Origin of the sequence: Amphibiibacter pelophylacis (assembly GCF_037688875.1) — a bacterium.
Lineage (GTDB): Bacteria > Pseudomonadota > Gammaproteobacteria > Burkholderiales > Burkholderiaceae_C > Amphibiibacter > Amphibiibacter pelophylacis.
The window spans coordinates 30,339-56,501 of the sequence record NZ_JAWDIE010000002.1 but is presented as its reverse complement, the minus strand read 5'-3'; the positions used below and the strand labels follow the sequence as shown (position 1 = coordinate 56,501).

Genomic DNA, 26,163 nt, shown 5'->3' with positions numbered 1-26,163 from the left:
GAAGATTCAGGACACCTTGTCCAGGCGGTAATCGTTGGCCAGCGGCCCGGTGACCGGGCTGCCGTCCTGGTTGAGCATCTCCAGGTGGTTTTCGCCGACGATGAAGAGGCTGGGATCGTGATCCTTGCCGGTCAGGGTGATGCGCGATCCGGCGCGGTTCCAGGTGTAGCGGCCGGTTTCGCTGAAGCGGGCGCCCCGGCCGACGTAGATCGAAGTCTGGCTGTAACTGCCGTCGCCGCGCAGCGTGATCGTGGTTTTGATGCCGTCGCAGTCGGCGCAGGGCAGGGTACCGCGATAGGTGCCTTCCCAGTCCAGCACGTCGCGGCTGCTGTGGCCGTCGGCGGCGGCGAGGGGTTTTTGCACGCTGTCCTGGCGGGCCGCCGGAGCGCTCATCGGGGCGGGGCCATCGGCGGGCGCGCTGGCGGCGCTCACGGCACTGAGAGCGCCAAAGGCGCAGGCCAGGCCGGCGGCGAAGGTCAGAACAGGGCGAGCGGCGGCGGTCAGCAGGGACATGGCAGGCATGGACTCCGGTGGGAGCGGGTCGGAAAGTGAATCAAATCAGGGCTCTATCATGCCACGCCAGACACCGTCTGCGGCCCGCAGCCCTCTGCGCCCACCCCGCACCGGCGCGCGCGGCACCAGACCGTGACGCCTTCAGCGCGGCAGTGTCGTGCTGACCACACCGTACACCAGGGCGCCGAGCAGGGTGGCTGGCGTCAGGCCGAAACGGCGGTGGACGAGGGCGATGACGGCGATCGCTACGGCCAGCGCCGGGCCCTGCTGCAGCGGCGATCTGGCCAGTCGCGGCAGCAGATCGCTGGCCAGCAGCGCCACGATGGCCGCCAGCCCCGTGCTGCGCGACAGCCGCTGCAGCGCAGGATGCGCGGGGGCGCTGCGACTGCGCCGCCGCTGGGCCCAGAGCATGGGCGCAATGCGCATCAGCGCCGTGCACACGCCGCACAGCACGATGGTCAGGATGAGCTTGCCGTCGCTCATGATCGGCTGCGGCGCGCGCCTCCCCACAGGCTGGACGCCGCGCCCGCCAGCATTCCGGCCAGCAGCGCCCAGTGGCTGGGCAGCAGCGTCAGGGCCGCCGCGCTGACGGCCAGGCTCACGCCCGCCACGCGCAGGAAAAGCGCCCGGGCGGAGACGTCGTCCACCACGCCCCCTGCTGCAGGTTCTTCGAGCGAGACTGCGGCGCCCGCCCGTGCAGGCCACAGCTCGATCACCAGCCCCAGAAACAGCGCCGGCAGCACGAAACCGATGCTGGCCTGCAACCAGGCCGCGTCCCCCAGCCAGCGCCCGCCGCTGACGCCCAGCACCGTGCCGCCCACCCAGGTGGCGTAGGCGCCCAGCTGCAGGCCGAGGTACCAGTCCTCGCGCTCGGGCACCGCGACGCGCTCCAGCCGACCCTGCGCGGCCACGAAGACTTCGTCGGTCAGGCCCCAGCCCAGCAGGGGCACCGGCCAGCGCGGCGCCGCGCCGGGCGGCCACAGCCGCGCCAGTGTGGGCGCCCCATAAAAGACATGGCGCAGATTCATCACCAGCACCGTGCTGAGCAGCGCCAGCGCGCCCGCGCCGCTGGCCACCAGGCTGGCCAGCACGAACTGGCTGGCTCCGGCGTATATCACCAGCGAAACCAGCACGCCCTGCCAGGCACTCAGGCCCGAGGCCAGCGCGACCAGGCCAAACGAGAAGGCGATGGGCAGATAACCCGCCGCAATCGGCAGGCTGGCCTGCAGGCCCCTGAAGAAAGACCGCAGGCGCAGCGGCATCACGCGGCAATTCCGTCCAGCGCTTCGACGGACAGCGTCATTGCCAGTCGGTGCGTCGCGCCAGGCGCCAGGCGCACGGGCTGGCCGGGGCCGTTGCCCGCCTCGACGCAGACCATGCCGCGCCACAGGCCGTCCTGCGCCATGTCGGGCAGCTGGGCCGCGCGCGCCGCGCCGGGGTTCCAGACAATGGTGGTGGCGCTGCCGCTTTTGCGCACGCGAATCTGGCGCTGCCAGCCGCTGTCGGCAATCAGTGCTTCACCGCTGTGCGCGACCATGCAGTCCACGGGCTGGGCCGGGTCGATGGACTGCGGCAGCGTCACCGCCGCGCCGCTCTGCAGCTTGTCGGCGCCCGCGCAGCCGCCCAGGCCCGTGATGCGGGTGTGGGCGACGTCGCTGATGGCGAAATAGCTGTGCAGCGCTTCGGTCAGCCGCCATGCGCCCGTGTCAGGGCCGGTCTCAGGGCCCGCTTCGGGGGGCGCTGTGGTGGTCAGGGCGAGGGCGAGCTCCAGCCCGACGCTGATCTCCAGACGCAGCGTGGCGCTTTGCCAGCCGGGCGCCGCGCTGGCCGGAAAGGCCGGGCCGTCCAGGCTCAGAAGAAGGCGTCCGTCCGCCTCTGCTGTCGCCTGGCGCAGCGACCACGCGCGGGTGCGCACGACGCCGTGCGCCGGGTTGCCCGCCCGGTCGGCCGGGCCAAACCAGGGCCAGCACACCGGGACGCCGCCGCGTATCGCCTGACCGTCCCGCAGCACGGCCTGCGGCGAGAGCCACAGCACCGGCTGCGCCGCGTGACGCGGCTGCCAGTGCAGGATTTGGCCGCCGTGCAGCGCGATGTCGGCCTGCGCCAGCGCGGTGCGCACGCGCAGGGTGGTCCAGCCGTCGGGGCGCGTGTCCAGTGTCAGGCCGGGGGGAAGATCAAGGGGCAGAGCAGGCGTCGGGATCATGTCGGTCGCAAAACGGTCGAGGATTTCGGCAGAACGCCGCAGCAATCAGTGTAGCGTGCCAGTCGGCGAGGGCCGAGATGCCCAAAATGTGAGACTTATGCACGTTTTGGCCGTCTGGACGCTCTTGGGCCGCGTCACTTTCGATCCGACAATGCCGTTATGGGTAACCGCGACGTGAATTTCCACTTCCTCTACGACGGACCAGTCATGGTCACGCCGCAGGTGCAGGCGCTTGATTTTCAGCCGGCGCTGCAGGCCCTGACCCTGCTGCTCGAAGAGTCGTATGCGCTGCTGCGGCCGTCCCGCCCGCGGGTGAACATCGAGATCAGCCCCGGCCACACGGCTGGCGGTTTTTCGGTGCGCATCATCGAGATTGCCCCGCCGCCCGGCCTGCTGGCGCGCTGGCTGGGCGGGCCGACCGATTACGGCCGCACCAGCCTGTCTGCGGTGCTGACCAGCCTGGGCCTCATCCGGTCCCGCGGTCTGATCCACCTGATGCGCTGGCTGCGTGGCCGCGAGCCCATCAGCATCACCCCCCAGCCCGATGGCAGTGTGGTGTTCGAACTGCTGGAAGACGGTTGGCCCGCCCGTCAGACCATCCTGCCTGGGACGGCCGCGCTCTATGCCAGCGAACGCGTGCGCAGCCTGCTGCTTGCGGTTCTGAACCCTTTGACCTGGGAGGGCGTCACGGCCTGGCTGATCGGCCGTGGCGGTGGCATGCAGACCTGGCTGCTGCGCGATGAAGCGCTGCCCATATTGGGCCTGCCCGTCCCTGAGGTGGAAGAAACCGCTGGCGCCCTGCGCGAGCAGCGGCCGCCAGAAGCCCCCGCATCCCGGCCCGAAAGTGCCGCGACCGAATCCGCCAGCGACGCGCAGGGTGCTCCGCTCGTCCAGAGCCTTCAGGGACAGGACCGTGAAGAAACGGTCGCCCGCGAGACGGATTGCAAGAGTTAAGTCGACTTTCCTCCTGAATCAGACGGGGTGGCCTGGGAGGACCGATATGGTCTTCGTGAAATGAATCGTTGGTGCGCGGGGCGGGACTCGAACCCGCACACTGTTGCCAGCGTCAGGACCTAAACCTGGTGCGTCTACCAATTTCGCCACCCGCGCGTCCCGTGCCCCCTTGCGTGAGGGCAGGGCAGGATTGTAGCCGCACCCGGCCTACAATCGCGCGATGTCCGAAATCCGACCGACCTCCTTTGATTCTCCCGACGGCCTGCTGCGTGGTCTCAACCCCGAGCAGCACGCGGCCGTGACGCTGCCGCCCGGCCCCGCGCTCATCCTGGCGGGCGCCGGATCGGGCAAGACGCGGGTGCTGACCACGCGCATCGTCTGGCTGATCCAGACCGGGCAGGTGGCGCCGGGGGGCGTCATGGCAGTCACCTTCACCAACAAGGCCGCGCGGGAGATGCTCACCCGCCTGGGCGCGATGCTGCCGCTGTCGCTGCGCCAGCTCTGGGTCGGGACGTTTCACGGCCTGTGCCACCGCTTCCTGCGCCTGCACTGGAAGACGGCGGGGCTGCCGCAGACCTTCCAGATTCTGGATATGCAGGATCAGCTCTCGGCCGTCAAGCGCGTGCTCAAGGCCATGAACCTGAGCGATGAGCAGTTTGCGCCGCGCAAGATCAGCTCCTTCATCGCGGGCTGCAAGGAAGAGGCGCTGCGCCCCGGCCAGCTGGAGATCGACAGCCCGCACACGCGCACCCTGGTCGACATCTACGAGGCCTACGAGCAGCAGTGCCAGCGCGAGGGCGTGGTCGATTTCGCCGAGCTGATGCTGCGCACTTACGAGGTCCTGCACGCCCACCCCGAGCTGCGCGCGCACTACCAGCAGCGCTTTGCGCATGTGCTGGTGGACGAGTTCCAGGACACCAACCGCCTGCAGTACGCCTGGCTGAAGCTGCTGGCGCCGCCGGGCACGCCGCAGAGCGTCTTCGTGGTCGGCGACGACGACCAGAGCATTTACGGCTTTCGCGGCGCCCGCGTGGGCAATATGGAGGATTTCACCCGCGAGTACGGCGTGCGCGATGGCGAAACGCCGCAGCGCCTGGTCCGGCTGGAGCAGAACTACCGCTCGGCCGGGCACATTCTGGAGTGCGCCAATGCGCTGATCTCCAACAACACCGTGCGCCTTGGCAAAACCCTGCGCACCGACGCGGGCGTGGGCGAGCCCGTGCGCGTCATGGGCGCGGCCAGCGACGCCGACGAGGTGCGCTGGCTGCTGGAAGAAGTCGCCGCGCTGCAGCGTGCAGGCACTGCGCTGGACCAGATCGCTGTGCTGTACCGCAGCAATGCGCTGTCGCGCGGGGTGGAATCGGGCCTGTTCAACGCCGGGATCGCTTACCGCGTTTATGGCGGCCTGCGCTTTTTCGAGCGCGCCGAGATCAAGCATGCGCTGGCCTACCTGCGTCTGCTGGAGAACCCGCACGACAGCAGCAGCTGGCTGCGCGTGGTGAACTTTCCGGCGCGCGGCATCGGCGCCCGCACGCTGGAGCAGCTGCAGGACGCGGCGCAGAACAACGGCGTGTCGCTTTACGCCGCCGTTTCGGCGCTGCCGGACAACCGGAGCCGTGACCGCCTGCAGGGCTTCATCGACCTGATCGACGATCTGCGCCAGCGCGCCAGCGGCCTGAAGCTGCCGGAAATCATCCAGCGGGTGGTCGAGGGCAGTGGCTTGCAGGCCGCCTACGAGGCCGAGCGCGAAGGCCAGGAGCGACTGGAAAACCTGGGCGAACTGGTCAACGCCGCCGACGCTTTCGAGCGCTATGAGCAGCGCGGTGCGCCGGTCACGCCAGTGGCGGCCGACGGGGAAAGCGGCGCGCCGCCCGAGGCGGCGCAGGGCACGCTCAGCAGCTTCCTGACCCACGCCGCGCTCGAGGCGGGCGACAACCAGGCGCAGGAAGGCCACAGCGCGGTGCAGCTGATGACCATTCACGCCGCGAAAGGCCTGGAATTCGATGCCGTCTTCCTGGTCGGCGCCGAGGAGGGCCTTTTCCCGCACGAACAGGCTTTGGCCGACCCCGACGGCCTGAACGAGGAGCGGCGGCTGATGTACGTCGCCATCACGCGGGCGCGCCAGCGCCTGTCGATCAGCCACGCGCAGGCGCGCATGCTGCACGGCCAGACCCGTTACAACGTGCCCAGCCGCTTTCTGGACGAGCTGCCCGAAGGCGCCGTCAAGTGGCTGACGCCGCCGCGCGCGGCCACCGGCGCCAGCTTCTGGGGGCGCGACAGCGTGGGCAGCGCAGGCTGGGGCGGCAACCGCCGCGCCGCCGCCGCTGCGCCGGTGCCCAATGTCTGGACCGAGTCTCAGGCCAGCCCGACCGAGCCCGCCCGCCAGGACGCGCCGCCACCCGCCAGCGGCACCGCATTACGCAAGGGGCAGGGGGTGTTCCACACCAAATTCGGCGAAGGCCGCGTGCTGGCCATCGAGGGCACGCAGCCCCAGGCCCGTGTGCAGGTGGCTTTCAGGCGCCACGGCGAGAAATGGCTGGATCAGACGCTGGCCAAACTGCAGCCGATCTGAGCGCAGGCCCGCCGGGGCCATGCCGCGCTCAGGCCGCTTTGGGCTGGGAGGCTTGCGGCGGCACGAAGCGCACCACGCTGACGTCGTTTTTGGCGCGTTTCTTGATGGTGTACATCTCGCGGTCGGCCTGGGCGATGAGCTCTTCGGCGCTGACGACGCGGTCCAGCGCAAACACCACGACCCCGATGCTCAGTGAAATGTCCGGGTAAACGCTGCCCACGTCGGCGTAAAGCTGGCCGCGCACGCGCTGGATGGCGCACTGGGCCTTGTCCTCGTCCACCTCACCCAGAAAAACCACGAACTCGTCGCCCCCGTAGCGGCAGGCGCGGTCCATGCTGCGGATGTGGCGCTCCAGCGAGCGCGCCACCTCGATCAGCACCCGGTCGCCAAACTTGTGGCCCCGCGTGTCGTTGATGACCTTGAAGTTGTCGACATCAAAAAAAGCGATGGCAAAGGGGCGCCTCTGGCGGCAGTGGATGCTGACATCGCGGTCCAGCTCGCGGGTGAAGCTGCGCCGGTTGAGAATCTGGGTGAGGAAATCCTGGTCGCTCTGCTCGATCAGGCGATCGTGCACCTCGGTGAGCCGCGTGCTCATCACCGCCGTGCCAAAAAAGGACAGCGCGTTGATCAGCAGCCGCCAGGACAGCAGCAGCGCCACCTGCTGGGTCTCCGGACCGATCATGAACAGGTCGAGCAGGAAAGTGCCCGCCAGGCACAGGGCGGCCAGCACGTAGACCTGGATCGTATCGACTTTTTTCGATGCAAGGTACAGGACGACCATGTAGACCGACGTGAACGGCACAAGCAGGATGGTCTGGTAATCAATCACCAGAACCAGCCCGACCAGCAGGACGAAGCCGGGGAAAATGAAGGCGCGGTTGCGGTCAAAAAACATATGCAGAATTTGTAGCACGGTGCTGCGGCGGGACGGGGGTGAGTTCGTCCAGGAAATCACACCGCAGCCACCCGGCTTTTCGCGGGCGCGGCCAAAGCGGCGTCGGTCAGGTCGCAGCTCACCACGCTGACGCCACTTTTGCCGCGCTTTTTGATGCGGTACATCTCGCGGTCGGCCATAGCAACCAGCTCCTCGGCGCCAATGCGCCGGTTCAGCACAAAACTGACGCTGCCCATGCTGAAGGTGACCGGGGTCCGGCTCTGGCTGAGCTGCTGCGTCAGGCGGGCATGGATGCGCTCGACGATTTCCCGCGACTGCGCCAGGCTGACCTCGCGCAGGAAGATCACGAACTCGTCGCCGCCGTAGCGGCCGGCCAGATCAATGCTGCGCGTTTCGTGGCCCAGCACGCTGGCGATTTCCACCAGCAGCTCGTCGCCCCGGCGGTGGCCCAGGGTGTCGTTGATGACCTTGAAGTCATCGACATCGACAAAAGCGATCGCAAAGGGCTGAAGGCTGCGGCAGTGGATGTCGATTTCGCGCTCCAGTTCCTGCATGAAGTGGCGCCGGTTGCTCAGGCCCGTCAGGAAATCGCGGTCGCTTTTGCGCTGCAGATCCTGACGGACGCGGTTCCAGCTGTTGCACAGCCACGCCGTCCCGAAAAAAGACATGGCGTTGATCAATACGCGCCAGAACAGCAGCACCACGTAATGCCCGCCAGACGCGTCCAGCAGCAGCATGTCCATCGCGCAGGTTCCGGCCAGGCAGACCAGGGTCAGGGCGTAGACCTTCAGCGGACTCACTTTCTGCGAGGCCGCAAAAATCAGCGCCATGTAAAGCGAGGTGAAAGGCACGAGCAGGTCGGTGCCGTAGTCCATGCAGACCAGCAGCAGCGCGGCGGTGACAAAAGCGGCAAACATGAGCCGCTTTGTAACCCGCTTCGCCCGCAGGACCGTCGGGCCAGCGGCGGGCGGGTGTGAATTTGTTCCGCTCTGGACCCATCTTGCCTGCGTGGGGCCAGTGGATAGAATCGCCCGATGAGATCAGCGCTCCCCCCCGAACCCGACACGCTCCTGAACGAGGCCACCGACCCCCGCCTGGTCGCCTGGCACGCGCGCTGGCAGACGGGCCTGGCCGCGCAGGACGCGCAAGGGCTGCGCCGCCGCCGAAGGCTGCAGGGCGGGCAGATCCTGTTCTGCAGCAACGACTATCTGGGCCTGGCGCAGCACCCGCGCCTGGCGCAGGCTGCCAGCGACGCCGCGCAGCGTCACGGCGTGGGCAGCGGCGCCTCGCACCTGATCAGCGGTCACCACGCCTGCCACGACGCGCTGGAAGAGGCGCTGGCCGACTGGTTCGCGCCGCATATCCCGCAGGTGCGGGCGCTGTATGTCTCCACCGGCTTCATGGCCAATCTGGGTGCGCTGGGCGCACTGGCCAGCGAAGATTCGGCCTTCTTCTGCGACCGGCTGAATCACGCCTCGCTGATCGACGGCGCCCGCCTGGCGCGCGCCAGCCAGCGCTGCACCGTGCTGCGTTATCCGCACGCCGATCTGGCCGCGCTGGACCGGCAACTGGCCGCCAGCCCGGCGCGCTGGAAGTGGATCGTCACCGACGGCGTCTTCAGCATGGACGGCGATTGCGCCGATCTGATCGGCCTGCTGCGCCTGTGCGATCAGCACGACGCCTGGCTGATCGTGGACGACGCACACGGCGTGGGCGTGCTGGGGGCGCAGGAGGGCCAGGGCTGCCTGGCGCAGCAGGGCGTGCGCAGCGAGCGGCTGGTGCTGGTCGGTACGCTGGGCAAGGCGCTGGGTGTGGGCGGGGCTTTTGTGGTCGCGCCGCCCCTGGTCATCGAGCATCTGATCCAGCATGCGCGCCCTTATATCTACACCACGGCGACGCCGCCGCTGCTCAGCCACGCCACGCTGGCCGCGCTGCAGATCGTCCGCTCGCCCGAAGGCCTGGAGCGCCGCCAGCGCGTGCTGGATCATGTCGCGCGCTTTGTCGCCGCCATGGCCGGGCTGCTTCCGCCTGAAGGGCTGGTGCTGCCCGCCGGGCACGCGCCGGGGCTGATCCCGTCACACACCCCCATCCAGGCCTGGCTGGTCGGCGACAACGCCACCGCGCTGCGCCTGGCCCAACGCCTGGACGATCAGGGCCTGCGCGTGGGCGCCATCCGTCCGCCCACAGTGCCACCGGGCACGGCGCGCCTGCGCATCACCTTCAGCGCCGCGCACAGCGCCGAACAGGTCGATGCGCTGGCGGGGGCGCTGCGTGATGCGCTCAGGGACGAAGGCTGGCGGGAGCCGGACGTGCTGGCGCCAGGCTGCGGCTGACACCCATCTGGATCAGCACGATCACCACGATGTACAGCCCCTGCGCGCCCAGCGTTTCCAGCGTGGGATACAGGCCCAGCGCCGGGTTCTGCAGCCAGCTGCCCAGCAGCGGGCTGGTCTGGATCAGGCCGCTGATCTGCAGCGTGTGCAGGCTGACGCCCAGAATCTTGAAGCCCAGCGCGTAAATCGTCCAGGTCAGGATGCGGAACATCGTGCTCATGGGGATTTTGATGCTGCCGCGCAGCAGCACGAAACCGATCACCGCCAGCAGCGCCAGCGCCATGGCGATACCCAGCAGGAAATCGCCCAGCGCCATCTGCGGCAGGATGCCGGTGTAAAACAGGATGGTTTCCGCGCCCTCGCGGAACACCGACAGGAAGCTCAGGCCAAACAGCGAGGCCAGGCTGCCCGTGGTCAGCGCCTTGCTCATGTGCTTGCGGATGTACTGGTTCCAGGACTTCAGGCTGGATTTGCTGTGCAGCCAGGCGCCCACCGCCAGCATCAGGGCGACGGTGACGACGCCGACCAGGCCCTCCAGCCGCTCGCGCTGGCTGCCCGCCGTGTCCGGAAAGAGCTGCTGCAGCGCTATGGCGCCGACCACGCTGGCGGCCACCCCGGCGACCACCCCGCCGATGATCCAGCCTTGGCCGGTGGTCTGCCCGGCGGCCTTGAGCGCGGCCAGCAGCGCCATGACCACCAGCAGCGCTTCCAGGCCTTCGCGCAGCAGGATCAGCATGGCGTCCAGCGCGGTGTACTGCGCCTGCGGGTTGATCTGGTCCAGCGCGCTGATGAGGGATTCCAGCTGCAGCTGCTGCGCGGTGCTCGCGCCATGTGCCAGGATCACCGGCAGCTCGCTTTCGATCCGGTCGTAGAGCGCGGGGTTGCGTGTGCTGACCTGGCCCTCAAGGGTCGGCCAGACGCTGATGAAGTGCGTCAGGCTGGCCTGGCCGGTGGCGATCTGTCCGGCGCGAAAGGCGTTCAGCCCCTGGCGCAGCAGCCCGGTGGCGGCGGGCAGATCCATGGCGGCGTCGGCGGCAGGCGTGGCTGCGGCAGCCAGTTTTTCACCGCTGTTGTAGCTGTCCAGCACGGCCTTGAGCTGCACCGATTGCGCGCGCACCTTGTCCATATCCAGCGGCTGGGTTTCCAGCGCCACGCGCATCAGCGCCATGGCCACTTCGACCGCGCCGTAGTGGCTGATGCTGCTGCTGCGCACCACGCGCTCGGAGGCCAGCCAGGTGCTGTTGAAGCGCTGGTAGGCGGCCAGCAGCGTGGGCGCGTCGCTGTGCTCGGCGATGGATTGCGCCAGCTGCGCGTAGGCCGGGGTGATGCGGCGGCGGAATTCGGCGCGCTGTGCGCTGAAATCGACCGGGTTGAGCGCCTGCTCGAAGCCGCGCAGCGCGGTGGACAGGCCGGCCATGTGCATGGCATCCGGGTTGGCCATGGCCTCTTTCAGACGCTGCACCACCTGCTGCTTCTGCGCCGAATCGGGTGCGTTGAGCCGGGAGATGTCGTCCTGCATCTGCAGCAGCAGGCGCACGGTGTCGGACGAATGGCCGGCCTGAACCGTGTCCATGGCATCCGACAGGGTGATGAACAGGTGGCTGACCGGCACAGCCGCCGTTTCGGCGGCCTGGCTGTGGCCGGGGGCCAGGGCGGCCAGCGTCACGCCGAAGGCCAGCGCCAGCGTGGCCACGCCGCGCCGCAGGATTTTGCTCAATGCACCATCAGCCATGCTGCTTCTCCAGAAGGGACTGTCCAAGATAACGGCCGTCCTGCACGCCGCCAAAACAGGCGAACAGGCCACTGCCAATGTGGGTGATGTACTCGTTCATCGCATCCACCCGGCCCAGCGCCGACTGGATGGCAATGAACTGCTGCGGCGACTGCTGGAAGGACACAAACATCAGCCCCGCGTCGAACTGGCCGGTCAGCGGATCAATCCCGCTGGCGTAGGAATACGACCGCCGCAGCATTTTCACCCCGGTGCGGTGCGCCAGCGCCACGTGCGAATCGGCCGGGATCAGCGGCTGGCCTTTGGCGTCTTTGGCGGTAAGGTCCAAAGCGTCGTTTTCGTTTTTGCCGCCCAGCGGCGCGCCGCTGCTGCGGTGACGCCCGAAGGTGTCGTCCTGGCCGCGGGCGCTGGTGCGATCCCAGGTTTCCAGGTGCATGACGATCTTGCGCGCCACCAGGTAGCTGCCGCCCTGCAGCCAGCCGGGCGTCTGCACCCAGATGTGGCGGTCGGCCTGCTGCAGCGTTTCGGCGTTGGCTGTGCCGTCCTTGAAGGCGAAGAGGTTGCGCGGCGTGTCGCTGGCGCGGTCGGACGAGCTGAAACCCGCCTGGCTCCAGCGCATGGTCACCGAGGAGCGCGCGTGGCGCACCAGCTGGCGCACCGCATGGAAGGCGACCTGCGGGTCGTCCGCGCAGCTCTGGATGCAGATGTCGCCGCCGCTGAGCTCCGCCCGCAACTGGTCGCGCGGGAAGAGCGGCAGGTCGGTGAATTCGGGCGGCGCCTGTTTGTCCAGCCCCAGCTTGCGCAGGAAGGCGGGCGAAACGCCGAAAGTCAGCGTCAGGCGGTGCGCGCCCAGGCTGTCGGCCTCGCCGGTGTCGGTTGGCGGGATGTAGCCGTTGCTGCTGTAGGGCTGGCTGTTCTTGCCCTGGGTGAGCAGCGCGGCAAAAGTGGTCCAGCGGCGGAACACGTCGCGGATCTCGTCCAGATCCGTGCTGTGCAGATCCAGCACCAGAAAGTAGATGAACTTCTGCGCCGCAGTGACGATGCCGGCCTGGTGCTCGCCGTAAAAGGGCAGGACAGCCGATGCACTGGCCGGCTCGCAGCCGCCCGGGCTGGCGGCCGCTGTACTCTGGGCGGCTTGGGCCGCTTGGGCGGTTTTATCCGCACAGCCCGACAGCAGGGCCGCGCCCAGGCCCACCGAAGTGGCGCCCGCCTGACCCAGAAAACGCCGCCGCGAGGGCAGGGCGGCGCGGGAGTCTTCGGATGTCATGCTGCAGCTCCTGTTTACTGAAGGATCACGCCCATCTGGGCCAGCGGCTCGCCCAGCTTGTTCACGGCCTCGGCCAGCGCTTTGATTTCGTCCTTGGACAGCGCGGTGTAGAGCTGGTAGCCCCCACCGTCACGGTGCTTGTCCAGCAGCGTGTTGACGGCCTTGAAGCGCTCGGTCAGGCTGGTCACGAGCTGAGGCTGCTTCTTTTGCAGCGCGGGGGTGAATATCTCGAAAATCTTCTCGGCGCCCTCGATGTTGGCCTTGAAATCGAACAGGTCGGTGTGCGAGAAGATTTCTTCCTCGCCCGTGATCTTGCTGGTCGAGACCTCGTTGAGCAGGTCGACCGCACCCTGGACCATCAGCTCGGGCGTGACCTCGGCGGTGGGGAGTTTGGCACGCAACTCCTTGATGTCGTTGAGCAGCTTGTCGGCCAGTGCTTCGGTGCCTTTCGTGGTGTTTTTCGTCCAGAGGATTTTCTCGATGGCGTGAAAGCCACTCCAGACCTCGTCCTTCTGCAGATCGGCCTCGCGGTTGTCGATGCGCGGGTCCAGGTCGCCAAAGCTCTCGGCGATGGGCTCGGAGCGCTCGTAAAAGAGGCGCGCCGGGGCGTAGTGCTTTTTGGCTTCGGCCAGCTTGCCGGCCTTGAGCGCGGCGGTGAAGGCCTGCGTGGCCTTGAGCAGATCGTCCATCTGCGCTTCGACCCAAGTCTTGTAGGCGGCGGTTTCGGCGCTGAGGTCCACGGCGGTGGCCGGCGCTGCGGCAGGGGCTTCGGCTGCCGGGGCTGCAGCCTGCGGCGCTTCGGTGGCCTGCTGGCTGCAGGCGGTCACGGACAGGGCCAGCAGGGCCGTCAGCAGGGCGGGGCGGGAAATTCGGATCATCGGGCGACTCGGCAGGAGGCTGGAAAACCCCATTGTAGATCGCAACGACAATCGTTCCTATTTGAAAGCCATCATCTGGAAGATATTTTGGCCACAGCCCGCGTCCGCTTCAGCGCGCGAGGCTGAGCGCCAGCGCAGCGGCAGTGCCCCACATCATGATCGCGACCATGCCGTCCAGCGCACGCCACAGACCCGGTTGGCCCAGACGCCGGCCCAGGGCCAGCATCAGCAGCGCCAGGCCCAGAAACCACAGCGTGGATCCGGCCATGGCGCCCAGGCCGAACTCACCGCCATGACGGCCCCAGGCCAGCGATGCGCTGCCGATCAGCACCGCCGTATCCAGCCAGGCGTGCGGATTCAGCCAGGAAAAAGCCAGCGCGCTCAGCACCGCCCGGCCCACGCTCAGCGGCTGCGCGCCCTGCAGCAGCCCTGCCGTATCACTGGCTCCGCGCCAGGCGCGCTGCGCAGCGCCCCAGCCGTAGGTGGCCAGGAAAATCACCCCCGCGCCCACCAGCGCACCCTGCACCTTGTCGGACAGCCCGCCCAGACCCGCCAGGCCCCAGACACCCAGGCCAATCAGCGCCACGTCGGAGGCCGTACAGACCGCGACCGTCAGCCACACATGCTGGCGCTGCAGACCCATGCGGATCAGGTGCACGTTTTGCGGGCCAATGGCCATCAGCAGCGACAGGCTCATCGCCAGGCCGGACAGGAAAGCCGTCGCCGATACATCCAAAAACAAAGACATAGCGCCTCTCCGGTAAAAACAGGGCGGCGCTGGGACCGCCATGACAGCAGTGTGCCGGGAGCGGGTCAACGATCAAATCAAGTTGAATTTATTTGTGTTTGCTTAAAAATAAATTGTCCGGCTGCCGCTGCGCTCGCTGGTTTTTTAATGGATTCGGGCTGATTTTGCCAGGCCAGAAGACCTGAGCCGGACGGAATTCAGCCTTTGGCGGGGCTAGAATCCGCCGCTTCATCAATAGCGGAGTTCCCCTGTGGGCCCTTGTTCGAGTGAGAGTTGTCGGCCGGTCCCGGTGACCGGCATGCTCCAGGCCGGATAAGGCGCCGCTGTTGCTGGCCGCCGCGATCCCGCCGGGAGCGGGAGGTGGCCAGGCGGTGTGCAGCGTTCTGCTGCACGCCATAAACCCCTTTTTTCAGGACTTCTGTCCCGTTCAGGCGCGCCGGGTTCCGCTGGCCGGAGTCACGCCATGAATTTCACGCTCCTGAAAGAGTTCTTCGCAGGCTTTCTGCGCACGCGCCGCATCGGGCGGCATTTCCGGCGCCTGGCGCTGCTGGACAGCCTGCCGCAGACGGACGCTGGCGGCATCGGCCGCGAACTGCCGCAGACACTCAGCCACAGCCTGGTCGAAGCCGCCCACAGCGATCCGGCCGCGCTGCTGTTCAGGCTGGACAGCCACAGCGATGGCCTGAGCCAGGCGCAGGCCGACCAGGTGCGCGAGCGCACCGGCCCCAACGAGATCGAGCATGAGAAGCCGCTGTCCTGGCGCCAGCACCTGTGGCTGTCGTACCGCAACCCCTTCAACCTGCTGCTGACGCTGCTGGCGCTGGTCTCTTTCCTGACCGACGACATGAAGGCCACCACGGTGATCGGCACCATGGTCGTGCTGTCCACGCTGCTGCGCTTCTGGCAGGAAGCGCGCGCCAGCAAAGCCGCCGATGCGCTCAAGGCCCTGGTCAGCAACACCGCCAGCGTGCTGCGTCCGGGCCAGGTGCGGGCGGCTGAAGTGCCTATCGTGCAGCTGGTGCCGGGCGACGTGATCCACCTGTCGGCGGGCGACATGATCCCGGCCGACTGCCGCGTGCTGGGCGCCAAGGACCTGTTTGTGGCGCAGGCCGCGATGACGGGCGAATCGATGCCGGTCGAAAAGTTTGCCACCCAGCGCGACGCCAGCGTGGTCAATCCGGTGGCGCTGGACAACCTCCTTTTCATGGGCACCAACGTGGTCTCCGGCGCGGCGACGGCGGTGGTGCTGGCCACGGGCAATGCGACGTATTTTGGCGCTCTGGCGGCCCGCGTCACGGCCACCGACCGCGCGCCCACGGCCTTCCAGTCGGGCGTGAACACGGTCAGCTGGCTGCTGATCCGCTTCATGGCGGTGATGGCGCCGCTGGTGCTTTTCATCAACGGCTACACCAAGGGAGACTGGATGGAGGCGCTGCTGTTCGCGCTGTCCATCGCCGTGGGCCTGACGCCCGAGATGCTGCCCATGATCGTCACCTCGACGCTGGCCAAGGGCGCGGTGATCCTGTCGCGGCGCAAGGTCATCGTCAAGCGCCTGGACGCCATCCAGAACTTCGGCGCCATGGACGTGCTGTGCACCGACAAGACCGGCACGCTGACGCAGGACCGGATTTTTCTGGCGCGCCACGTCGATGTCTGGGGCGAAGAAGCCGACGAGGTGCTGGACATGGCCTACCTCAACAGCTACTACCAGACCGGCCTGAAAAACCTGCTGGATGTGGCTGTGCTCGAGCACGCCGAAGTCCACCGCGAGCTGCAGCCCGCGCGCAACTACCGCAAGGTGGACGAGATTCCCTTCGATTTCAACCGGCGGCGCATGTCGGTGGTGGTGAGCGAGCGCGACGACCACCACGAGCTGATCTGCAAGGGCGCGGTGGACGAGATCCTGGCCGTGTGCACGCAGGTGCGCCACGGCGACCAGACCGAGGCACTGACGCCGCAGCTGCTCGCGCGCATCCGCCAGGTCACCGACGATCTCAACGAAGAAGGCCTGCGCGTGGTCGCGGTGGCCATGAAGGAAGTCCCGCCCACGCAGGACACCTACGGCGTCGCCGACGAGTGCGGCCTGACCCTGACGGGCTACGTCGCCTTCCTTGACCCGCCCAAGGAATCGACTGCTGCGGCGCTCAAGGCGCTGGCGCAGCACGGCGTGGCGGTCAAGGTGCTGACGGGCGACAACGGCCGCGTCACGGCCAAAATCTGCCGCGAAGTGGGTCTCGAGCAGCAGGGCCTGCTGCTGGGCGACGACATCGAGCGCATGGACGACGCCGAACTGGCGGCGGCGGTCGAGACGCACAACGTCTTTGCGCGCCTGAGCCCGGCGCACAAGGAGCGCATCGTGCGGCGGCTCAAGGCGGGCGGCCACGTCGTGGGCTTCATGGGCGACGGCATCAACGACGCCCCGGCGCTGCGCGCGGCCGACATCGGCATCTCGGTGGACACGGCGGTGGACATCGCCAAGGAAGCCGCCGACATCATCCTGCTGGAAAAAAGCCTGATGGTGCTGGAAGAGGGCGTGCTGGAAGGGCGGCGCACCTTCGCCAACATGCTCAAGTACATCAAGATGACGGCCAGCTCCAATTTCGGCAACGTCTTTTCGGTGCTGGTGGCCTCGGCCTTCATCCCCTTCCTGCCCATGCTGCCCATGCACCTGCTGGTGCAGAACCTGCTGTACGACGTCTCGCAGATCGCCGTGCCTTTCGACAACGTGGACGACGAGCTGCTGCGCCGCCCCCAGCACTGGCAGCCGGGCGAAGTGGGGCGCTTCATGGTGTTTTTCGGGCCGATCAGCTCGGTGTTCGACATCACCACCTTCGCGCTGATGTGGTTTGTCTTTGGCGCGAACACGCCCGCGCACCAGACGCTGTTCCAGTCGGGCTGGTTTGTCGTCGGGCTGCTGACGCAGACGCTGGTGGTTCACATGATCCGCACGCCCAAAATCCCCTTCCTGCAAAGCCGCGCCTCGGCCCCGCTGATGGCGATGACGGCGCTGATCATGGCCATCGGCATCTTCCTGCCGATGGGGCCGCTGGCGCACTACTTCAAGCTGCAGGCGCTGCCGCCGCTGTACTTCGCCCTCCTGCCGCTGATCCTGCTGGCCTACGTTGCCCTGACGCAGGCCATGAAGGGCTTTTACGTGCGGCGCTACGGCTGGCAGTGAGCGGGCCAGGCCGCAGCGCAGCGATCGCGCGATCAGCCGGGCAGCACCTCGATGGCCAGCGCGTGCCAGCCGCTGCAGCCGGCCGCTTCCAGCGCGGCATAGATGCGGCGGTGGCGGGCGACGCGCGGCAGGGCATCCAGCCCGGGCGCGGCGATCTGCACGCGAAAGTGCGTGCCCGCGCCCGTGCCGTTGGCTCCGGCATGGCCCGCGTGCGCGGCGCTGTCGTCCAGCACGGTCAGCCGCGTGGGCTGCAGCGCCTGGCGCAGGATGGCGTCGATCTGCGCGGCGGTGGGGAAATCGGTCGGGAGAGAAGTCGGGGAGGCTGTCATGCGGCGGTTCCGGAAGGGTCGGGCCGCCAGCATAGCGTGACTCGCGGCCGCCACCCTGTCATCCCGGGCTGAGACCCGGCGTGCCCGTCTGGCCGATGCGCCCGGCGGCATTGCGCATGTGCTGCGCGGCGGCCTGACGGGCGGCGGCGGCGTCACCGGCGGCGATGGCGGCGATGATGGCTTCGTGCTCGTCGATCACGTCCTGCATCAGGCGGCTGTCGCGCGCCTCGTTGGCGCGGGTGCAGCGCGTGGCCTCGTGCAGGAACTGCGCCAGGTAATCCAGCGTATGCACCATGTAGGGGTTGGCTGCCGCCTGTGCGATGCGGCGGTGGAACTGCACGTCCTCGCGCACGCCGTCGCCGCCCTGGTCCACCGCCGCAACGATGGCCGCCATGGCGGCGCGGATGTCGTCCACATCAGCATCCGTGCGGCGCTGGGCGGCCAAGGCGGCCACCTCGGCCTCGATGCCCCGGCGCAGCTCGATGATCTGCAGCACCGCCTGCAGCGAGCTGCTGCCCGCGCGGTCAAACTGCAACGGCACAAAGCCCGGCTGCAGCACATAAACGCCGCTGCCCTGACGCGATTCCAGCAGCCCCGCTGATTTCAGCCGCGACACCGCCTCGCGCAGCACCGTGCGGCTCACGCCCATCTGCGCGGCCAGCAGGCGCTCGGTGGGCAGCTTTTCACCCGCGCTCAGGCGCCCGCAGCGGATCTCCGCTTCCAGCAGATCAGCCACCTGCTCGGCCAGGCGGATGGCCAGCGGCGGGGTGGGGAGGTCAAGAGACATGGTATTTTTAACCTGTTAAAGAACTCATGCTTTCTCTGAACCATCAGCGTGATGCAGGTAAATCTTTAATAAATTCCGCCAGATCACTCCGCCACCAGCGTGAATCACCCACTGTACTATGCCCCTTGGTTTCACTACTGGCAGGAATCAGAAGGCTCCGAAGCTGGGGCAGTCTACGGCGGGCTGCTTCAACAGCCTTCAACTCAGGTGGATTACGCTCATCGTCGGCTGAGTTAATGACCAGAATCTGTGCACGAATTGTGCTCAGATCAGGATTGAAGTCACGGCTGGCATTCCACTGGTACAGCGTGTCGTTGGCATCTGCTTTCACCGGTGTTTTGAGTCTTTGACTCACAAGAGCATCAGCCGTTGCCGTGTTTGGTGCCAAGTACTGTAATCCCTGGTTTCCCCCATTGCTGGCTAAAGCGTAAAAAGCCGAAGCCCAACCGAGATTATCCGGATTTTTTCGGATGGCCTCCACAAGCATACGACGCAACATCCAGTTTCGACCCGACATTGGCATAGGCAATGCTGCCATTGGCACAATGGCGTCCATGAAATCCGGGTGCTGGCTTGCCCACATCCAGGTATGCATTCCTCCCATAGAAAAGCCCATCACAAGGCGGACGTGATTCAGTTTCAGACCTTGCGTCAGAAGACGATACTGAGCCTCTACCATGTCGCTATAGTTGTAGGCAGGAAAGTGGTCAGCCAGCCCGTCTGAGGGCTTGCTTGAGCCGCCTGTACCCAAGCCATCAGGCAAAATACTGTAGTAGTATCGGGCGTCAAGAGGATCCCCCGGCCCAAACAGACTCTTACCGAAAGGCCCTTTGGCAAGCGCCTGACCTGAGCCATTGGTTCCATGAAGAATCAGTACCGGAATTCCCTCTGGGTTTCCAATCGTTGTATAAAACAGCTTAAGCTCGGGTAATAGCTCATCGGTGTGAAACCGGAAGTTGCGCGCCACCCAAGTGTGTTGCTGCATCTGAATCTGCTCCAGCTTGGGGCCATCTGCCTCCAACTTGGCCATCGCTGGTTCAACTGCTGCCTCCGGGACCTGAGCCTGGGCAGGCAATACCACCAGGATGCCAACTCCCAGCACCATCATCTTGGTGTAATTCAAAAGCTTCATGTGGCATTTCCAGTCACCCACGGCTGCAGCCAGCCCAGGCCGTCGCGCGTGGCGTGCGGTGCGGTACCCCGCGCAGGGCGGTATTCGCAGCCGATCCAGCCGTCAAAACCCAGCTCGTCGATCACATTGAAGAGGTGGCTGAAGTTGACTTCGCCCAGATCGGGCTCGTGGCGCTGCGGCACACCGGCGATCTGCAGGTGGCCGACGCGGCCGGTGGGCAGGTACTGGCGCAGCTTCATGGACAGATCGCCTTCGACGATCTGCGCGTGGTACAGATCCATCTGCACCTGGACGTTGTCCAGACCGATTTCGGCCACCAGCACATGCGCCTGATCCTGGCGGGACAGGAAAAACCCCGGCATGTCGCGCCCATTAATCGGCTCGATCAGGATATTGACGCCCTGGCGTGCCGCCGCTTCGCCCGCAAAGCGCAGGTTGGCGATGTAGGTCTGGCGCACCTCTTGCGCGCTTTGGTCCAGCGGGATCAGGCCCGCCATGACATGAACGCGCGGGCAGTGCAGGGCAGCGGCGTAGTCCAGCGCCCGGGCAATGCCGTCGCGGAACTCGGCCTGGCGCCCCGGCAGGCAGGCGATGCCGCGCTCTCCCGCCGCCCAGTCGCCCGGCGGGGCGTTGAACAGCACCTGCTGCAGTTTGTGGACGGACAGCTCGGCCGCCAGAACCTCGGGCGCGTGCTCGTAGGGGAAAAGATATTCGACTGCCGTAAAGCCATCGCTGGCGGCGGCGGCAAAACGCTGCAGGAAATCCACCTCGTTGTAGAGCATGGACAGGTTGGCGGCAAAGCGGGGCATGGCGGTCCTTGCAGGGGAATCTTCGGGGGATTTTGGGGTTTTGGGGGTTACCAGTGCGCGCCAAACTGCTGGCGCAGCTCGGCGATCTGGTCGGGGTCTAAAGGATCAGGGGGCGTGGCCAGCGACTGGCCCAGCAGCCACAGGCGGGCGGTTTCTTCCAGCTCTTCGAGCAGGGCCATGGCTTCAAAAAGGTGGCTGTGCCACACATTGGGCCCCAGCCGCGCCAGCATCACGGCAGCGATCGGGTGCTCCGCAGCGTGATGCGCAGCGATGGCCGCTTCGACCGCATCCGCGGCCTGCGGCGCGCCGGGGCGGCGGTAGGCGATGTGCGGCACATGGCCGACTTTCATGACGAAATAGGGCGTGATCGGCGGCAGAAGATCGGGCGCCGCAGCGCCCTCGGGCTGCTCGGCCAGCGCTCCAGACTGCGCCAGCGATGCCGCCACCAGATGCGTGCTGTGCGTGTGGATGACGCAGCCCGCCGGGCGCGCGGTGTCGGCCGTGGCCGCGTAAATGCGCCGGTGCAGCACCAGCGTCTTGCTGGCGCGGTCGCCCGACACCTGCTGGCCATCGGGCGCGATGCGCGCCAGACGATCGGGAACGAGGCGGCCCAGGCAGGCGTCGGTCGGCGTCATCAGAAAGCCGCCGTCGGGCAGTCGCACGCTGATGTTGCCCGCCGTGGCGTGGACGTACCCGCGCTCAAACAGGCTGCGGCCGACAGCGCAGATGTCCGCGCGGGCCTGATCTTCGCTGATCACAGCAGGGGCGGTGGGGGCAGGGGGCAGGGCGCTCATGTCGCCAGGGCCTGCCAGGCTTTGCCGAAGAAATCGGGGGTTCCGAAGTTGCCCGATTTCAGGGCAATGTGCAGGCCGTGCGGCGCCTGGGCCGACACGCTATGGCACCAGGGCACGCCAGGATCGATCTGCCCGCCGATGCGCAGGTGCGCCAGATCCAGCGCCAGCACGCAGGCGCCGGACGTTTCGCCCCCAGCAACAATCAGCTGCTGCACGCCGCCCGCGACCAGACCGCAGGCGATCTGCGCCAGCGTGTTCTCGACCAGGTGCCCGGCCGCCTCGACGCCCAGCCTGGCCTGGATGGCCTTGACGGCGTCGGGCGGCGCGGTGGAATAAATCAGCACGGGCTGCTGCGGTTGGCGGTCCAGATGCTGCTGCGCCCAGGCCAGCGCCTGGGCCACCACGCCTTCGCCTTCAGCCATGCGCAGCGGGTCCAGCGCCAGCGCCTGGCCGCCAGCGGCGATGAATTCGGCCACCTGGCGGTTGGTCGCCTCCGAGCAGCTGCCCGACACGATGGCGCGTCGCCCCTGGGCCGGAGGTAATGCCGCCGCCTGGCTGGAAGGCTGGATGCCGAAATTGGCGGGCAGGCCGATCGCCAGGCCCGATCCGCCGGTGAGCAGCGGCAGGTCGGCCAGCGCCGGACCCATGCGCACCAGATCTTCATTGGACAGCGCATCGACCACCGCCATGCGCACGCCCGCCTGGCGCAGTTCGCCGATGCGCGCCCGCACCGCATCGGCGCCCTGGCTGACGCTGCGGTAATCGACCAGGCCCACCTTGCTGTGCGTCTGCGCCTGGAGCACGCGCACCAGGTTGGGGTCTGTCATGGGCGTGAGCGGGTGATTGCGCATGCCGCTTTCGCTCAGCAGCACGTCGCCCACGTACAGATAGCCCTTGAACACCGTGCGGTGGTTGTCGGGGAAAGCGGGTGTGGCCACGGTGAAATCCGTGCCCAGCGCCTGCATCAGCGCATCCGCGACCGGGCCGATGTTGCCGGCCGGCGTGCTGTCAAAGGTCGAGCAGTATTTGAAATAGAACTGCTTTGCGCCGCGCTCCTGCAGCCAGCGCAGCGCCTGCAGCGACTGGGCCACGGCCTGATCGGCTGGGATGGTGCGCGATTTCAGCGCGACGACGATGGCATCGACCTGCAAGTCCATCTGCGCCAGTGCCTGCGCGGTCGGCACGCCTTGAGTCTGCAGCACGCGCATGCCCGCGCGGACGAGATTGTTGGCGAGGTCTGTGGCGCCGGTGAAGTCGTCGGCGATGCAGCCGAGGTGGATGGGGATCATGAGTGCTCCTGAGGCGGAGTGCCGGGAAGATCGATACCGGGAAAGATTTTAATCACCGCGCTGTCATCTTCGCGGCCAAAACCAGCGCTGGAGGCCTGCATGAACATCTGGTGCGCCGTGGCAGACAGCGGCAACGGAAATTTGCTTGCGCGTGCGGTGTCAAGCACCAGACCCAGATCCTTGACGAAAATATCCACGGCCGACAGTGGCGTGTAATCGGCCGCCAGCACGTGGGCCATGCGGTTTTCGAACATCCAGCTGTTGCCTGCGCTGTGGGTAATGACTTCATAGAGGGAGGCAGCATCAACCCCCTCACGCAAGCCAAGAGCCATGGCCTCTGCGGCGGCGGCAATGTGCACACCCGCCAAGAGCTGGTTGATGATCTTGACCTTGCTACCGACGCCAGCCCGGTTACCCAGCCGATAGACCTTGCCTGCCATGTCGTCCAGAACGCGTCCGGCGGCAGCATAGGCCTCGGGCCGGGCGGAAGTCATCATCGTCATCTGACCCGATGCAGCTTTGGCAGCGCCGCCCGATATAGGGGCGTCAATGTAATGGATTCCCAGTTCCAGCAGCCGTGTCTCCATCGATTCTGACCAGCCGGGAGCGACTGTCGAACACATGATGAAGGTGCTGCCTTCGGCCATGCCAGCAGCAGCGCCTTGGTCCCCAAACAGCACAGCTTCGGTCTGGGCAGCATTGATCACGACCGAGATAACGATCTGGCACTGGCTGGCTACTTCCAGTGGCGATGCGCAGGCCACACCGCCTTCACGCGCAAATGCTTCTGCAGCCTCGGGCCGAATATCGCAAACATGCACTTCATGCCCACGCTGGCGCAGCGTTCTGGCTATACCAGCGCCCATGGCACCCAGACCAATGACGCCCACTTTGGACGGGAGAGAAGGGGAGTTCATATGCATCCTTTCAATGATCAGATCAGGGCCCACAGCACGGCAGTCATCACAAACCCGGCGATCCCCAGTACTGTGGTCAGTACAGTCCAGCTGCGCAGTCCATCGGCAACACTCAAACCCAGGTATCGGGTCACAATCCAGAAACCGGAATCATTGACATGCGAGAAACCCAGGCCGCCAAAGCCGATTGCAATGACCAGTAAAGCCACCTGCACAGCAGAATAACCTCCCGCCATGATGGCGTCGGCCAACAGGCCACAGGTAGTCAGGATAGCCACCGTCGCAGACCCTTGCGCGATCCGTAATGCGACCGAGAGGATGAATCCAGCCAGAATCAGCGGCATGTGTATTTCTGTGATAGCGCCCGAAAGGGCGGCCCCGATACCTGTGGCCGTGAGAATTTTGGCAAAAACACCGCCGGCACCAGTCACCAGAATGACAGTTGCGGCAGGAGGCAAGGCCGACTCCATGACCTCGTTGGTTCGGTCCAGGGACCAGCGCTGCTGACGAGCCACGAGAGCAAACGCCAGACCGATAGCCACCATCAGTGCAAATACAGGAGCACCAATCAGAGTCAATATCCCTCGAAGAGCGCTTTCCTTGGGCAGCAGTGTGGCGCCCACGGTACCGAGCATAATCAGTAGCAAAGGCACAATGACCAGGGTCAGAATCACTCCTGCACTGGGTGACTGCAGCGTATTGTGCTGAGGAGTTGCTGGTGTATCTTCTGCAGCTTCGCCGAAACGGGCAAATTGTTCAGCCGTTGCCGGCAGCATCGCAAAGCGGCGACGGTTGATTCGGGCTGCAACAGCCTGCGACAGGAAAGCCAATGGAATGCACAGCAGCAGCCCCAGAATAGTGATCCAGCCCACATCTGCCTGAACTACAGCCGCGCCACCGACGATACCCGGGTGTGGCGGCACAACCACGTGGACAGCCAGCATAATACCGGCTACAGGCAGACCAAACCGGATTGGATCGACTTTGGCGGCCTTGCAAAAGCCGTAAATGATGGGTATCAGGATGATGAAACCCACATCAAAGAAAACTGGGACAGCAAGAACCAGCGCTGCAGCAGTTAGTGCCGCTGGAACTCGTGTCGGCCCCAGAATCTGTGTGAATCGGCCGGCCAGATGCGATGCACCGCCAGACACCTCGATCATGCGGCCCAGCATGGCACCAAGTGCTACAAGTATTGCCACGCTACCCAGAGTGCCGCCCATGCCGGCAATCATCGTGCTGACGATGTCACCGACCGGCATGCCAGCTGCCAGCGCAACGAGCAGGCTGACCAGCATCATGGCAACGAAGGCTTGCACTTTCCAGCGGATGATCAGGAAAAGAAGCAAAGCAATGCCTGCGAGGGCAATTGTCAGAAGAGCAGATACAGACATGGCATGACTCCTTAATTTGTCAGGTCATCATACCAATTCGACTATTTGTCACCACCAGGGAAAGCCCGGTGCATGCGTGGGCGTCTCACCAACGGACCCGTGTCCGCACAGGCCTGCTTCGACGATGCATCTGTAACGTTAAAATAAGCGACAATGTATATTATGTAAAATTACAAACGCAAAAAAACAGCCTTCACGTCGAAGGCTGTTCCCGTTGTGCTGCAGCGGCAGCCGAGTCAGTAGCCGATGTAGCCCGCATTCGCCGTCGCTGCACCCGGTGCGGTCGGTGCAGACACCATCATGCGCACGCGCTCGGCGTCAGCGAAGCGCGAACTGCTGCTGCGGGCGCCCAGCAGGACGAGCACCACAGCACGACCACCTACGGACGACATCGTCACCATGCAGCGGCCAGCTTCAGCGATATAGCCGGTTTTCTGTATCCCAACAGCCCACAGCGGATCTCTCACCAGGCGGTTGGTGCTGCGGAAAGTCTGCAGGCGGTTGTTGACCCAGAATTCGCCGCTGGCCGAAGTCGAGAACAGGCGGATCACAGGCTGGCGCGACGCCTCACGCACCAGCAGCGCCAGATCCTGCGCAGTGGACTGGTTGTCGGCGAACAGGCCAGTTGGCTCGATGTAGTGCGTGTCACGCATACCGAGCTGGCGCGCCTTGCGGTTCATGGCATCGACAGCGGCAGCCAGACCGCCCGGGTAATAGCGCGCCAAGGCGTGTGCAGCGCGGTTTTCGGAGGACATCAGCGCCAGATGCAGCATGTCGCGGCGCGTCAGCGTGGTGCCGACCACAAGGCGTGAACTGCTGTGCTTGTGGTAATCGACGTCTTCGTCGGTGATCGTGATCTCATCGTCCATATTCTGCTGGGCTTCCAGCACCACCAGCGCGGTCATCAGCTTGGTGATCGAGGCAATGGGCAGGCGCTCACGGTCGTTCTTGCTGTACAGCACTTCGCCGGTCACAGCGTCCTGCACCAGCACCGATTCGGCGCTCATGCCGTCGTAAATACCGGTGCCGCCGCCAAACAGCGCCTGGTAATTGCTGCTGGGCTGGGTGGTTACGCGGATGGGCGCACTGCCCAAACGCTGCTGGATCAGATCGCCCAGATCATCTTCGGAATCAACCACCGGCTCGAAATTTACCGGCTGTGCCTGCTGCGCAGGCTGGCGCACGCTCTGACGGGCGGCCTGGGCGAGGGCCGCCGGGCGGCCGCCGGGGCGGGCGAAATCGGCGATCGGGTCATCAAGCACAGAACCGCCCTGCCCTGCACCGCCCACAATCACCCGGATGCCGCTGCCTTGAGCCATCACCGCGCTGCAGGACAGCGCCATTGTCCAGCCCACCGCCAGCGAGACCACACCCCGCATCCAGACCGATTGCTTCATACCCACCTCATAAATCCAGAAAACCGCCAATTACAAGCACCT

At 66.1% G+C, this 26,163-nt stretch carries 23 protein-coding genes and 1 tRNA gene; 4 read left to right on the top strand and 20 right to left on the bottom strand.

Going from position 1 to position 26,163, the window contains the following annotated elements; all coding sequences use genetic code 11:
• Nucleotides 1–6: 6 nt before the first annotated feature.
• The 4 genes from RV045_RS01580 to RV045_RS01565 all read right to left on the bottom strand — a co-directional run bounded on the left by RV045_RS01580 (nt 7) and on the right by RV045_RS01565 (nt 2,716).
• Nucleotides 7–522, bottom strand: coding sequence for a copper resistance protein NlpE (locus tag RV045_RS01580; protein ID WP_423234005.1), 516 nt, complete (start codon nt 520–522; stop codon nt 7–9).
• A gap of 132 nt (nt 523–654) precedes the next feature.
• Entirely contained in the window at nt 655–996 is a 342-nt protein-coding gene (locus tag RV045_RS01575; RefSeq protein ID WP_423234004.1) for an AzlD domain-containing protein, read from the bottom strand.
• Complete coding sequence (locus tag RV045_RS01570) at nt 993–1,775, bottom strand: AzlC family ABC transporter permease (protein ID WP_423234119.1); 783 nt, start codon at nt 1,773–1,775, stop codon at nt 993–995. Before RV045_RS01570 ends, RV045_RS01575 begins: the two co-directional genes overlap by 4 nt.
• Nucleotides 1,775–2,716, bottom strand: a complete 942-nt coding sequence (locus RV045_RS01565; protein ID WP_423234003.1) for a D-hexose-6-phosphate mutarotase — start codon at nt 2,714–2,716, stop codon at nt 1,775–1,777. The genes RV045_RS01570 and RV045_RS01565 overlap by 1 nt, the downstream gene beginning before the upstream one ends.
• A 207-nt stretch (nt 2,717–2,923) precedes the next feature.
• On the opposite strand from RV045_RS01565, the gene RV045_RS01560 reads away from it, so the two are divergent.
• Nucleotides 2,924–3,670: a hypothetical protein gene (locus tag RV045_RS01560; RefSeq protein ID WP_423234002.1), complete on the top strand. Its 747-nt coding sequence runs from the start codon at nt 2,924–2,926 to the stop codon at nt 3,668–3,670.
• Between the two features lie 69 nt (nt 3,671–3,739).
• Here RV045_RS01560 and RV045_RS01555 read toward each other — a convergent pair.
• Nucleotides 3,740–3,826: transfer RNA gene (locus RV045_RS01555), tRNA-Leu, on the bottom strand.
• A 64-nt stretch (nt 3,827–3,890) separates the two neighbouring features.
• Between RV045_RS01555 and RV045_RS01550 the strand changes: the two genes are divergently transcribed.
• Nucleotides 3,891–6,242 (top strand): UvrD-helicase domain-containing protein, encoded by a 2,352-nt coding sequence (locus RV045_RS01550; protein ID WP_423234001.1) that lies wholly within the window; start codon nt 3,891–3,893, stop codon nt 6,240–6,242.
• Between the two features lie 28 nt (nt 6,243–6,270).
• Here the strand turns inward: RV045_RS01550 and RV045_RS01545 are convergent, their stop codons facing one another.
• Together RV045_RS01545 and RV045_RS01540 are read right to left on the bottom strand one after the other, a co-directional pair.
• Complete coding sequence (locus RV045_RS01545) at nt 6,271–7,137, bottom strand: GGDEF domain-containing protein (protein WP_423234000.1); 867 nt, start codon at nt 7,135–7,137, stop codon at nt 6,271–6,273.
• Between the two features lie 56 nt (nt 7,138–7,193).
• A complete protein-coding gene (locus tag RV045_RS01540) occupies nt 7,194–8,054 on the bottom strand; it encodes a GGDEF domain-containing protein (RefSeq protein WP_423233999.1) in 861 nt (286 codons plus the stop codon).
• A 117-nt stretch (nt 8,055–8,171) separates the two neighbouring features.
• On the opposite strand from RV045_RS01540, the gene RV045_RS01535 reads away from it, so the two are divergent.
• On the top strand, nt 8,172–9,470 hold the full coding sequence (locus RV045_RS01535) for an aminotransferase class I/II-fold pyridoxal phosphate-dependent enzyme (RefSeq protein ID WP_423233998.1): 1,299 nt from the start codon (nt 8,172–8,174) through the stop codon (nt 9,468–9,470).
• On the opposite strand, the gene RV045_RS01530 is transcribed toward RV045_RS01535, so the two are convergent.
• From RV045_RS01530 to RV045_RS01515, 4 genes are all read right to left on the bottom strand, one after another.
• Nucleotides 9,418–11,202, bottom strand: coding sequence for an FTR1 family iron permease (locus tag RV045_RS01530; protein ID WP_423233997.1), 1,785 nt, complete (start codon nt 11,200–11,202; stop codon nt 9,418–9,420). The genes RV045_RS01535 and RV045_RS01530 overlap by 53 nt on opposite strands.
• Complete coding sequence (gene efeB, locus RV045_RS01525) at nt 11,195–12,469, bottom strand: iron uptake transporter deferrochelatase/peroxidase subunit (RefSeq protein WP_423233996.1); 1,275 nt, start codon at nt 12,467–12,469, stop codon at nt 11,195–11,197. Before efeB ends, RV045_RS01530 begins: the two co-directional genes overlap by 8 nt.
• A gap of 14 nt (nt 12,470–12,483) precedes the next feature.
• Nucleotides 12,484–13,347 carry an iron uptake system protein EfeO gene (efeO, locus tag RV045_RS01520; RefSeq protein ID WP_423233995.1) on the bottom strand — a complete coding sequence of 288 codons (864 nt, stop codon included), beginning with the start codon at nt 13,345–13,347 and terminating at the stop codon, nt 12,484–12,486.
• A gap of 109 nt (nt 13,348–13,456) precedes the next feature.
• A complete protein-coding gene (locus RV045_RS01515) occupies nt 13,457–14,095 on the bottom strand; it encodes a LysE/ArgO family amino acid transporter (RefSeq protein ID WP_423233994.1) in 639 nt (212 codons plus the stop codon).
• A 463-nt stretch (nt 14,096–14,558) separates the two neighbouring features.
• Between RV045_RS01515 and mgtA the strand changes: the two genes are divergently transcribed.
• On the top strand, nt 14,559–17,273 hold the full coding sequence (gene mgtA, locus RV045_RS01510; RefSeq protein WP_423233993.1) for a magnesium-translocating P-type ATPase: 2,715 nt from the start codon (nt 14,559–14,561) through the stop codon (nt 17,271–17,273).
• Between the two features lie 32 nt (nt 17,274–17,305).
• Here mgtA and RV045_RS01505 read toward each other — a convergent pair whose 3' ends face one another.
• The 9 genes from RV045_RS01505 to RV045_RS01465 all read right to left on the bottom strand — a co-directional run bounded on the left by RV045_RS01505 (nt 17,306) and on the right by RV045_RS01465 (nt 26,121).
• Nucleotides 17,306–17,602, bottom strand: a complete 297-nt coding sequence (locus tag RV045_RS01505; RefSeq protein WP_423233992.1) for a BolA family protein — start codon at nt 17,600–17,602, stop codon at nt 17,306–17,308.
• 58 nt (nt 17,603–17,660) lie between these two features.
• Nucleotides 17,661–18,389, bottom strand: coding sequence for a FadR/GntR family transcriptional regulator (locus tag RV045_RS01500; RefSeq protein ID WP_423233991.1), 729 nt, complete (start codon nt 18,387–18,389; stop codon nt 17,661–17,663).
• Nucleotides 18,390–18,432: 43 nt separating this feature from the next.
• On the bottom strand, nt 18,433–19,521 hold the full coding sequence (locus RV045_RS01495; RefSeq protein WP_423233990.1) for an alpha/beta fold hydrolase: 1,089 nt from the start codon (nt 19,519–19,521) through the stop codon (nt 18,433–18,435).
• A complete protein-coding gene (gene otnI, locus RV045_RS01490) occupies nt 19,518–20,330 on the bottom strand; it encodes a 2-oxo-tetronate isomerase (protein ID WP_423233989.1) in 813 nt (270 codons plus the stop codon). Before otnI ends, RV045_RS01495 begins: the two co-directional genes overlap by 4 nt.
• 47 nt (nt 20,331–20,377) lie before the next feature.
• A complete protein-coding gene (locus RV045_RS01485; protein ID WP_423234118.1) occupies nt 20,378–21,085 on the bottom strand; it encodes a class II aldolase/adducin family protein in 708 nt (235 codons plus the stop codon).
• Between the two features lie 35 nt (nt 21,086–21,120).
• Nucleotides 21,121–22,413, bottom strand: coding sequence for a 3-oxo-tetronate kinase (gene otnK / locus RV045_RS01480; protein WP_423233988.1), 1,293 nt, complete (start codon nt 22,411–22,413; stop codon nt 21,121–21,123).
• Complete coding sequence (gene ltnD, locus RV045_RS01475) at nt 22,410–23,330, bottom strand: L-threonate dehydrogenase (RefSeq protein WP_423233987.1); 921 nt, start codon at nt 23,328–23,330, stop codon at nt 22,410–22,412. Before ltnD ends, otnK begins: the two co-directional genes overlap by 4 nt.
• Before the next feature lie 17 nt (nt 23,331–23,347).
• On the bottom strand, nt 23,348–24,724 hold the full coding sequence (locus tag RV045_RS01470) for a GntP family transporter (protein WP_423233986.1): 1,377 nt from the start codon (nt 24,722–24,724) through the stop codon (nt 23,348–23,350).
• Between the two features lie 236 nt (nt 24,725–24,960).
• A complete protein-coding gene (locus RV045_RS01465) occupies nt 24,961–26,121 on the bottom strand; it encodes a D-alanyl-D-alanine carboxypeptidase family protein (protein ID WP_423233985.1) in 1,161 nt (386 codons plus the stop codon).
• Between the last annotated feature and the right edge of the window lie 42 nt (nt 26,122–26,163).

Excerpts from the sequence above, each read along its gene's own strand:
- RV045_RS01580 (WP_423234005.1), bottom strand. The coding sequence starts at position 522 with ATGCCTGCCATGTCCCTGCTGACCGCCGCCGCTCGCCCTGTTCTGACC.
- RV045_RS01575 (WP_423234004.1), bottom strand. The coding sequence starts at position 996 with ATGAGCGACGGCAAGCTCATCCTGACCATCGTGCTGTGCGGCGTGTGC.
- RV045_RS01570 (WP_423234119.1), bottom strand. The coding sequence starts at position 1,775 with ATGCCGCTGCGCCTGCGGTCTTTCTTCAGGGGCCTGCAGGCCAGCCTG.
- RV045_RS01565 (WP_423234003.1), bottom strand. The coding sequence starts at position 2,716 with ATGATCCCGACGCCTGCTCTGCCCCTTGATCTTCCCCCCGGCCTGACA.
- RV045_RS01560 (WP_423234002.1), top strand. The coding sequence starts at position 2,924 with ATGGTCACGCCGCAGGTGCAGGCGCTTGATTTTCAGCCGGCGCTGCAG.
- RV045_RS01550 (WP_423234001.1), top strand. The coding sequence starts at position 3,891 with ATGTCCGAAATCCGACCGACCTCCTTTGATTCTCCCGACGGCCTGCTG.
- RV045_RS01545 (WP_423234000.1), bottom strand. The coding sequence starts at position 7,137 with ATGTTTTTTGACCGCAACCGCGCCTTCATTTTCCCCGGCTTCGTCCTG.
- RV045_RS01540 (WP_423233999.1), bottom strand. The coding sequence starts at position 8,054 with ATGTTTGCCGCTTTTGTCACCGCCGCGCTGCTGCTGGTCTGCATGGAC.
- RV045_RS01535 (WP_423233998.1), top strand. The coding sequence starts at position 8,172 with ATGAGATCAGCGCTCCCCCCCGAACCCGACACGCTCCTGAACGAGGCC.
- RV045_RS01530 (WP_423233997.1), bottom strand. The coding sequence starts at position 11,202 with ATGGCTGATGGTGCATTGAGCAAAATCCTGCGGCGCGGCGTGGCCACG.
- efeB (WP_423233996.1), bottom strand. The coding sequence starts at position 12,469 with ATGACATCCGAAGACTCCCGCGCCGCCCTGCCCTCGCGGCGGCGTTTT.
- efeO (WP_423233995.1), bottom strand. The coding sequence starts at position 13,347 with ATGATCCGAATTTCCCGCCCCGCCCTGCTGACGGCCCTGCTGGCCCTG.
- RV045_RS01515 (WP_423233994.1), bottom strand. The coding sequence starts at position 14,095 with ATGTCTTTGTTTTTGGATGTATCGGCGACGGCTTTCCTGTCCGGCCTG.
- mgtA (WP_423233993.1), top strand. The coding sequence starts at position 14,559 with ATGAATTTCACGCTCCTGAAAGAGTTCTTCGCAGGCTTTCTGCGCACG.
- RV045_RS01505 (WP_423233992.1), bottom strand. The coding sequence starts at position 17,602 with ATGACAGCCTCCCCGACTTCTCTCCCGACCGATTTCCCCACCGCCGCG.
- RV045_RS01500 (WP_423233991.1), bottom strand. The coding sequence starts at position 18,389 with ATGTCTCTTGACCTCCCCACCCCGCCGCTGGCCATCCGCCTGGCCGAG.
- RV045_RS01495 (WP_423233990.1), bottom strand. The coding sequence starts at position 19,521 with ATGAAGCTTTTGAATTACACCAAGATGATGGTGCTGGGAGTTGGCATC.
- otnI (WP_423233989.1), bottom strand. The coding sequence starts at position 20,330 with ATGCCCCGCTTTGCCGCCAACCTGTCCATGCTCTACAACGAGGTGGAT.
- otnK (WP_423233988.1), bottom strand. The coding sequence starts at position 22,413 with ATGATCCCCATCCACCTCGGCTGCATCGCCGACGACTTCACCGGCGCC.
- ltnD (WP_423233987.1), bottom strand. The coding sequence starts at position 23,330 with ATGAACTCCCCTTCTCTCCCGTCCAAAGTGGGCGTCATTGGTCTGGGT.
- RV045_RS01470 (WP_423233986.1), bottom strand. The coding sequence starts at position 24,724 with ATGTCTGTATCTGCTCTTCTGACAATTGCCCTCGCAGGCATTGCTTTG.
- RV045_RS01465 (WP_423233985.1), bottom strand. The coding sequence starts at position 26,121 with ATGAAGCAATCGGTCTGGATGCGGGGTGTGGTCTCGCTGGCGGTGGGC.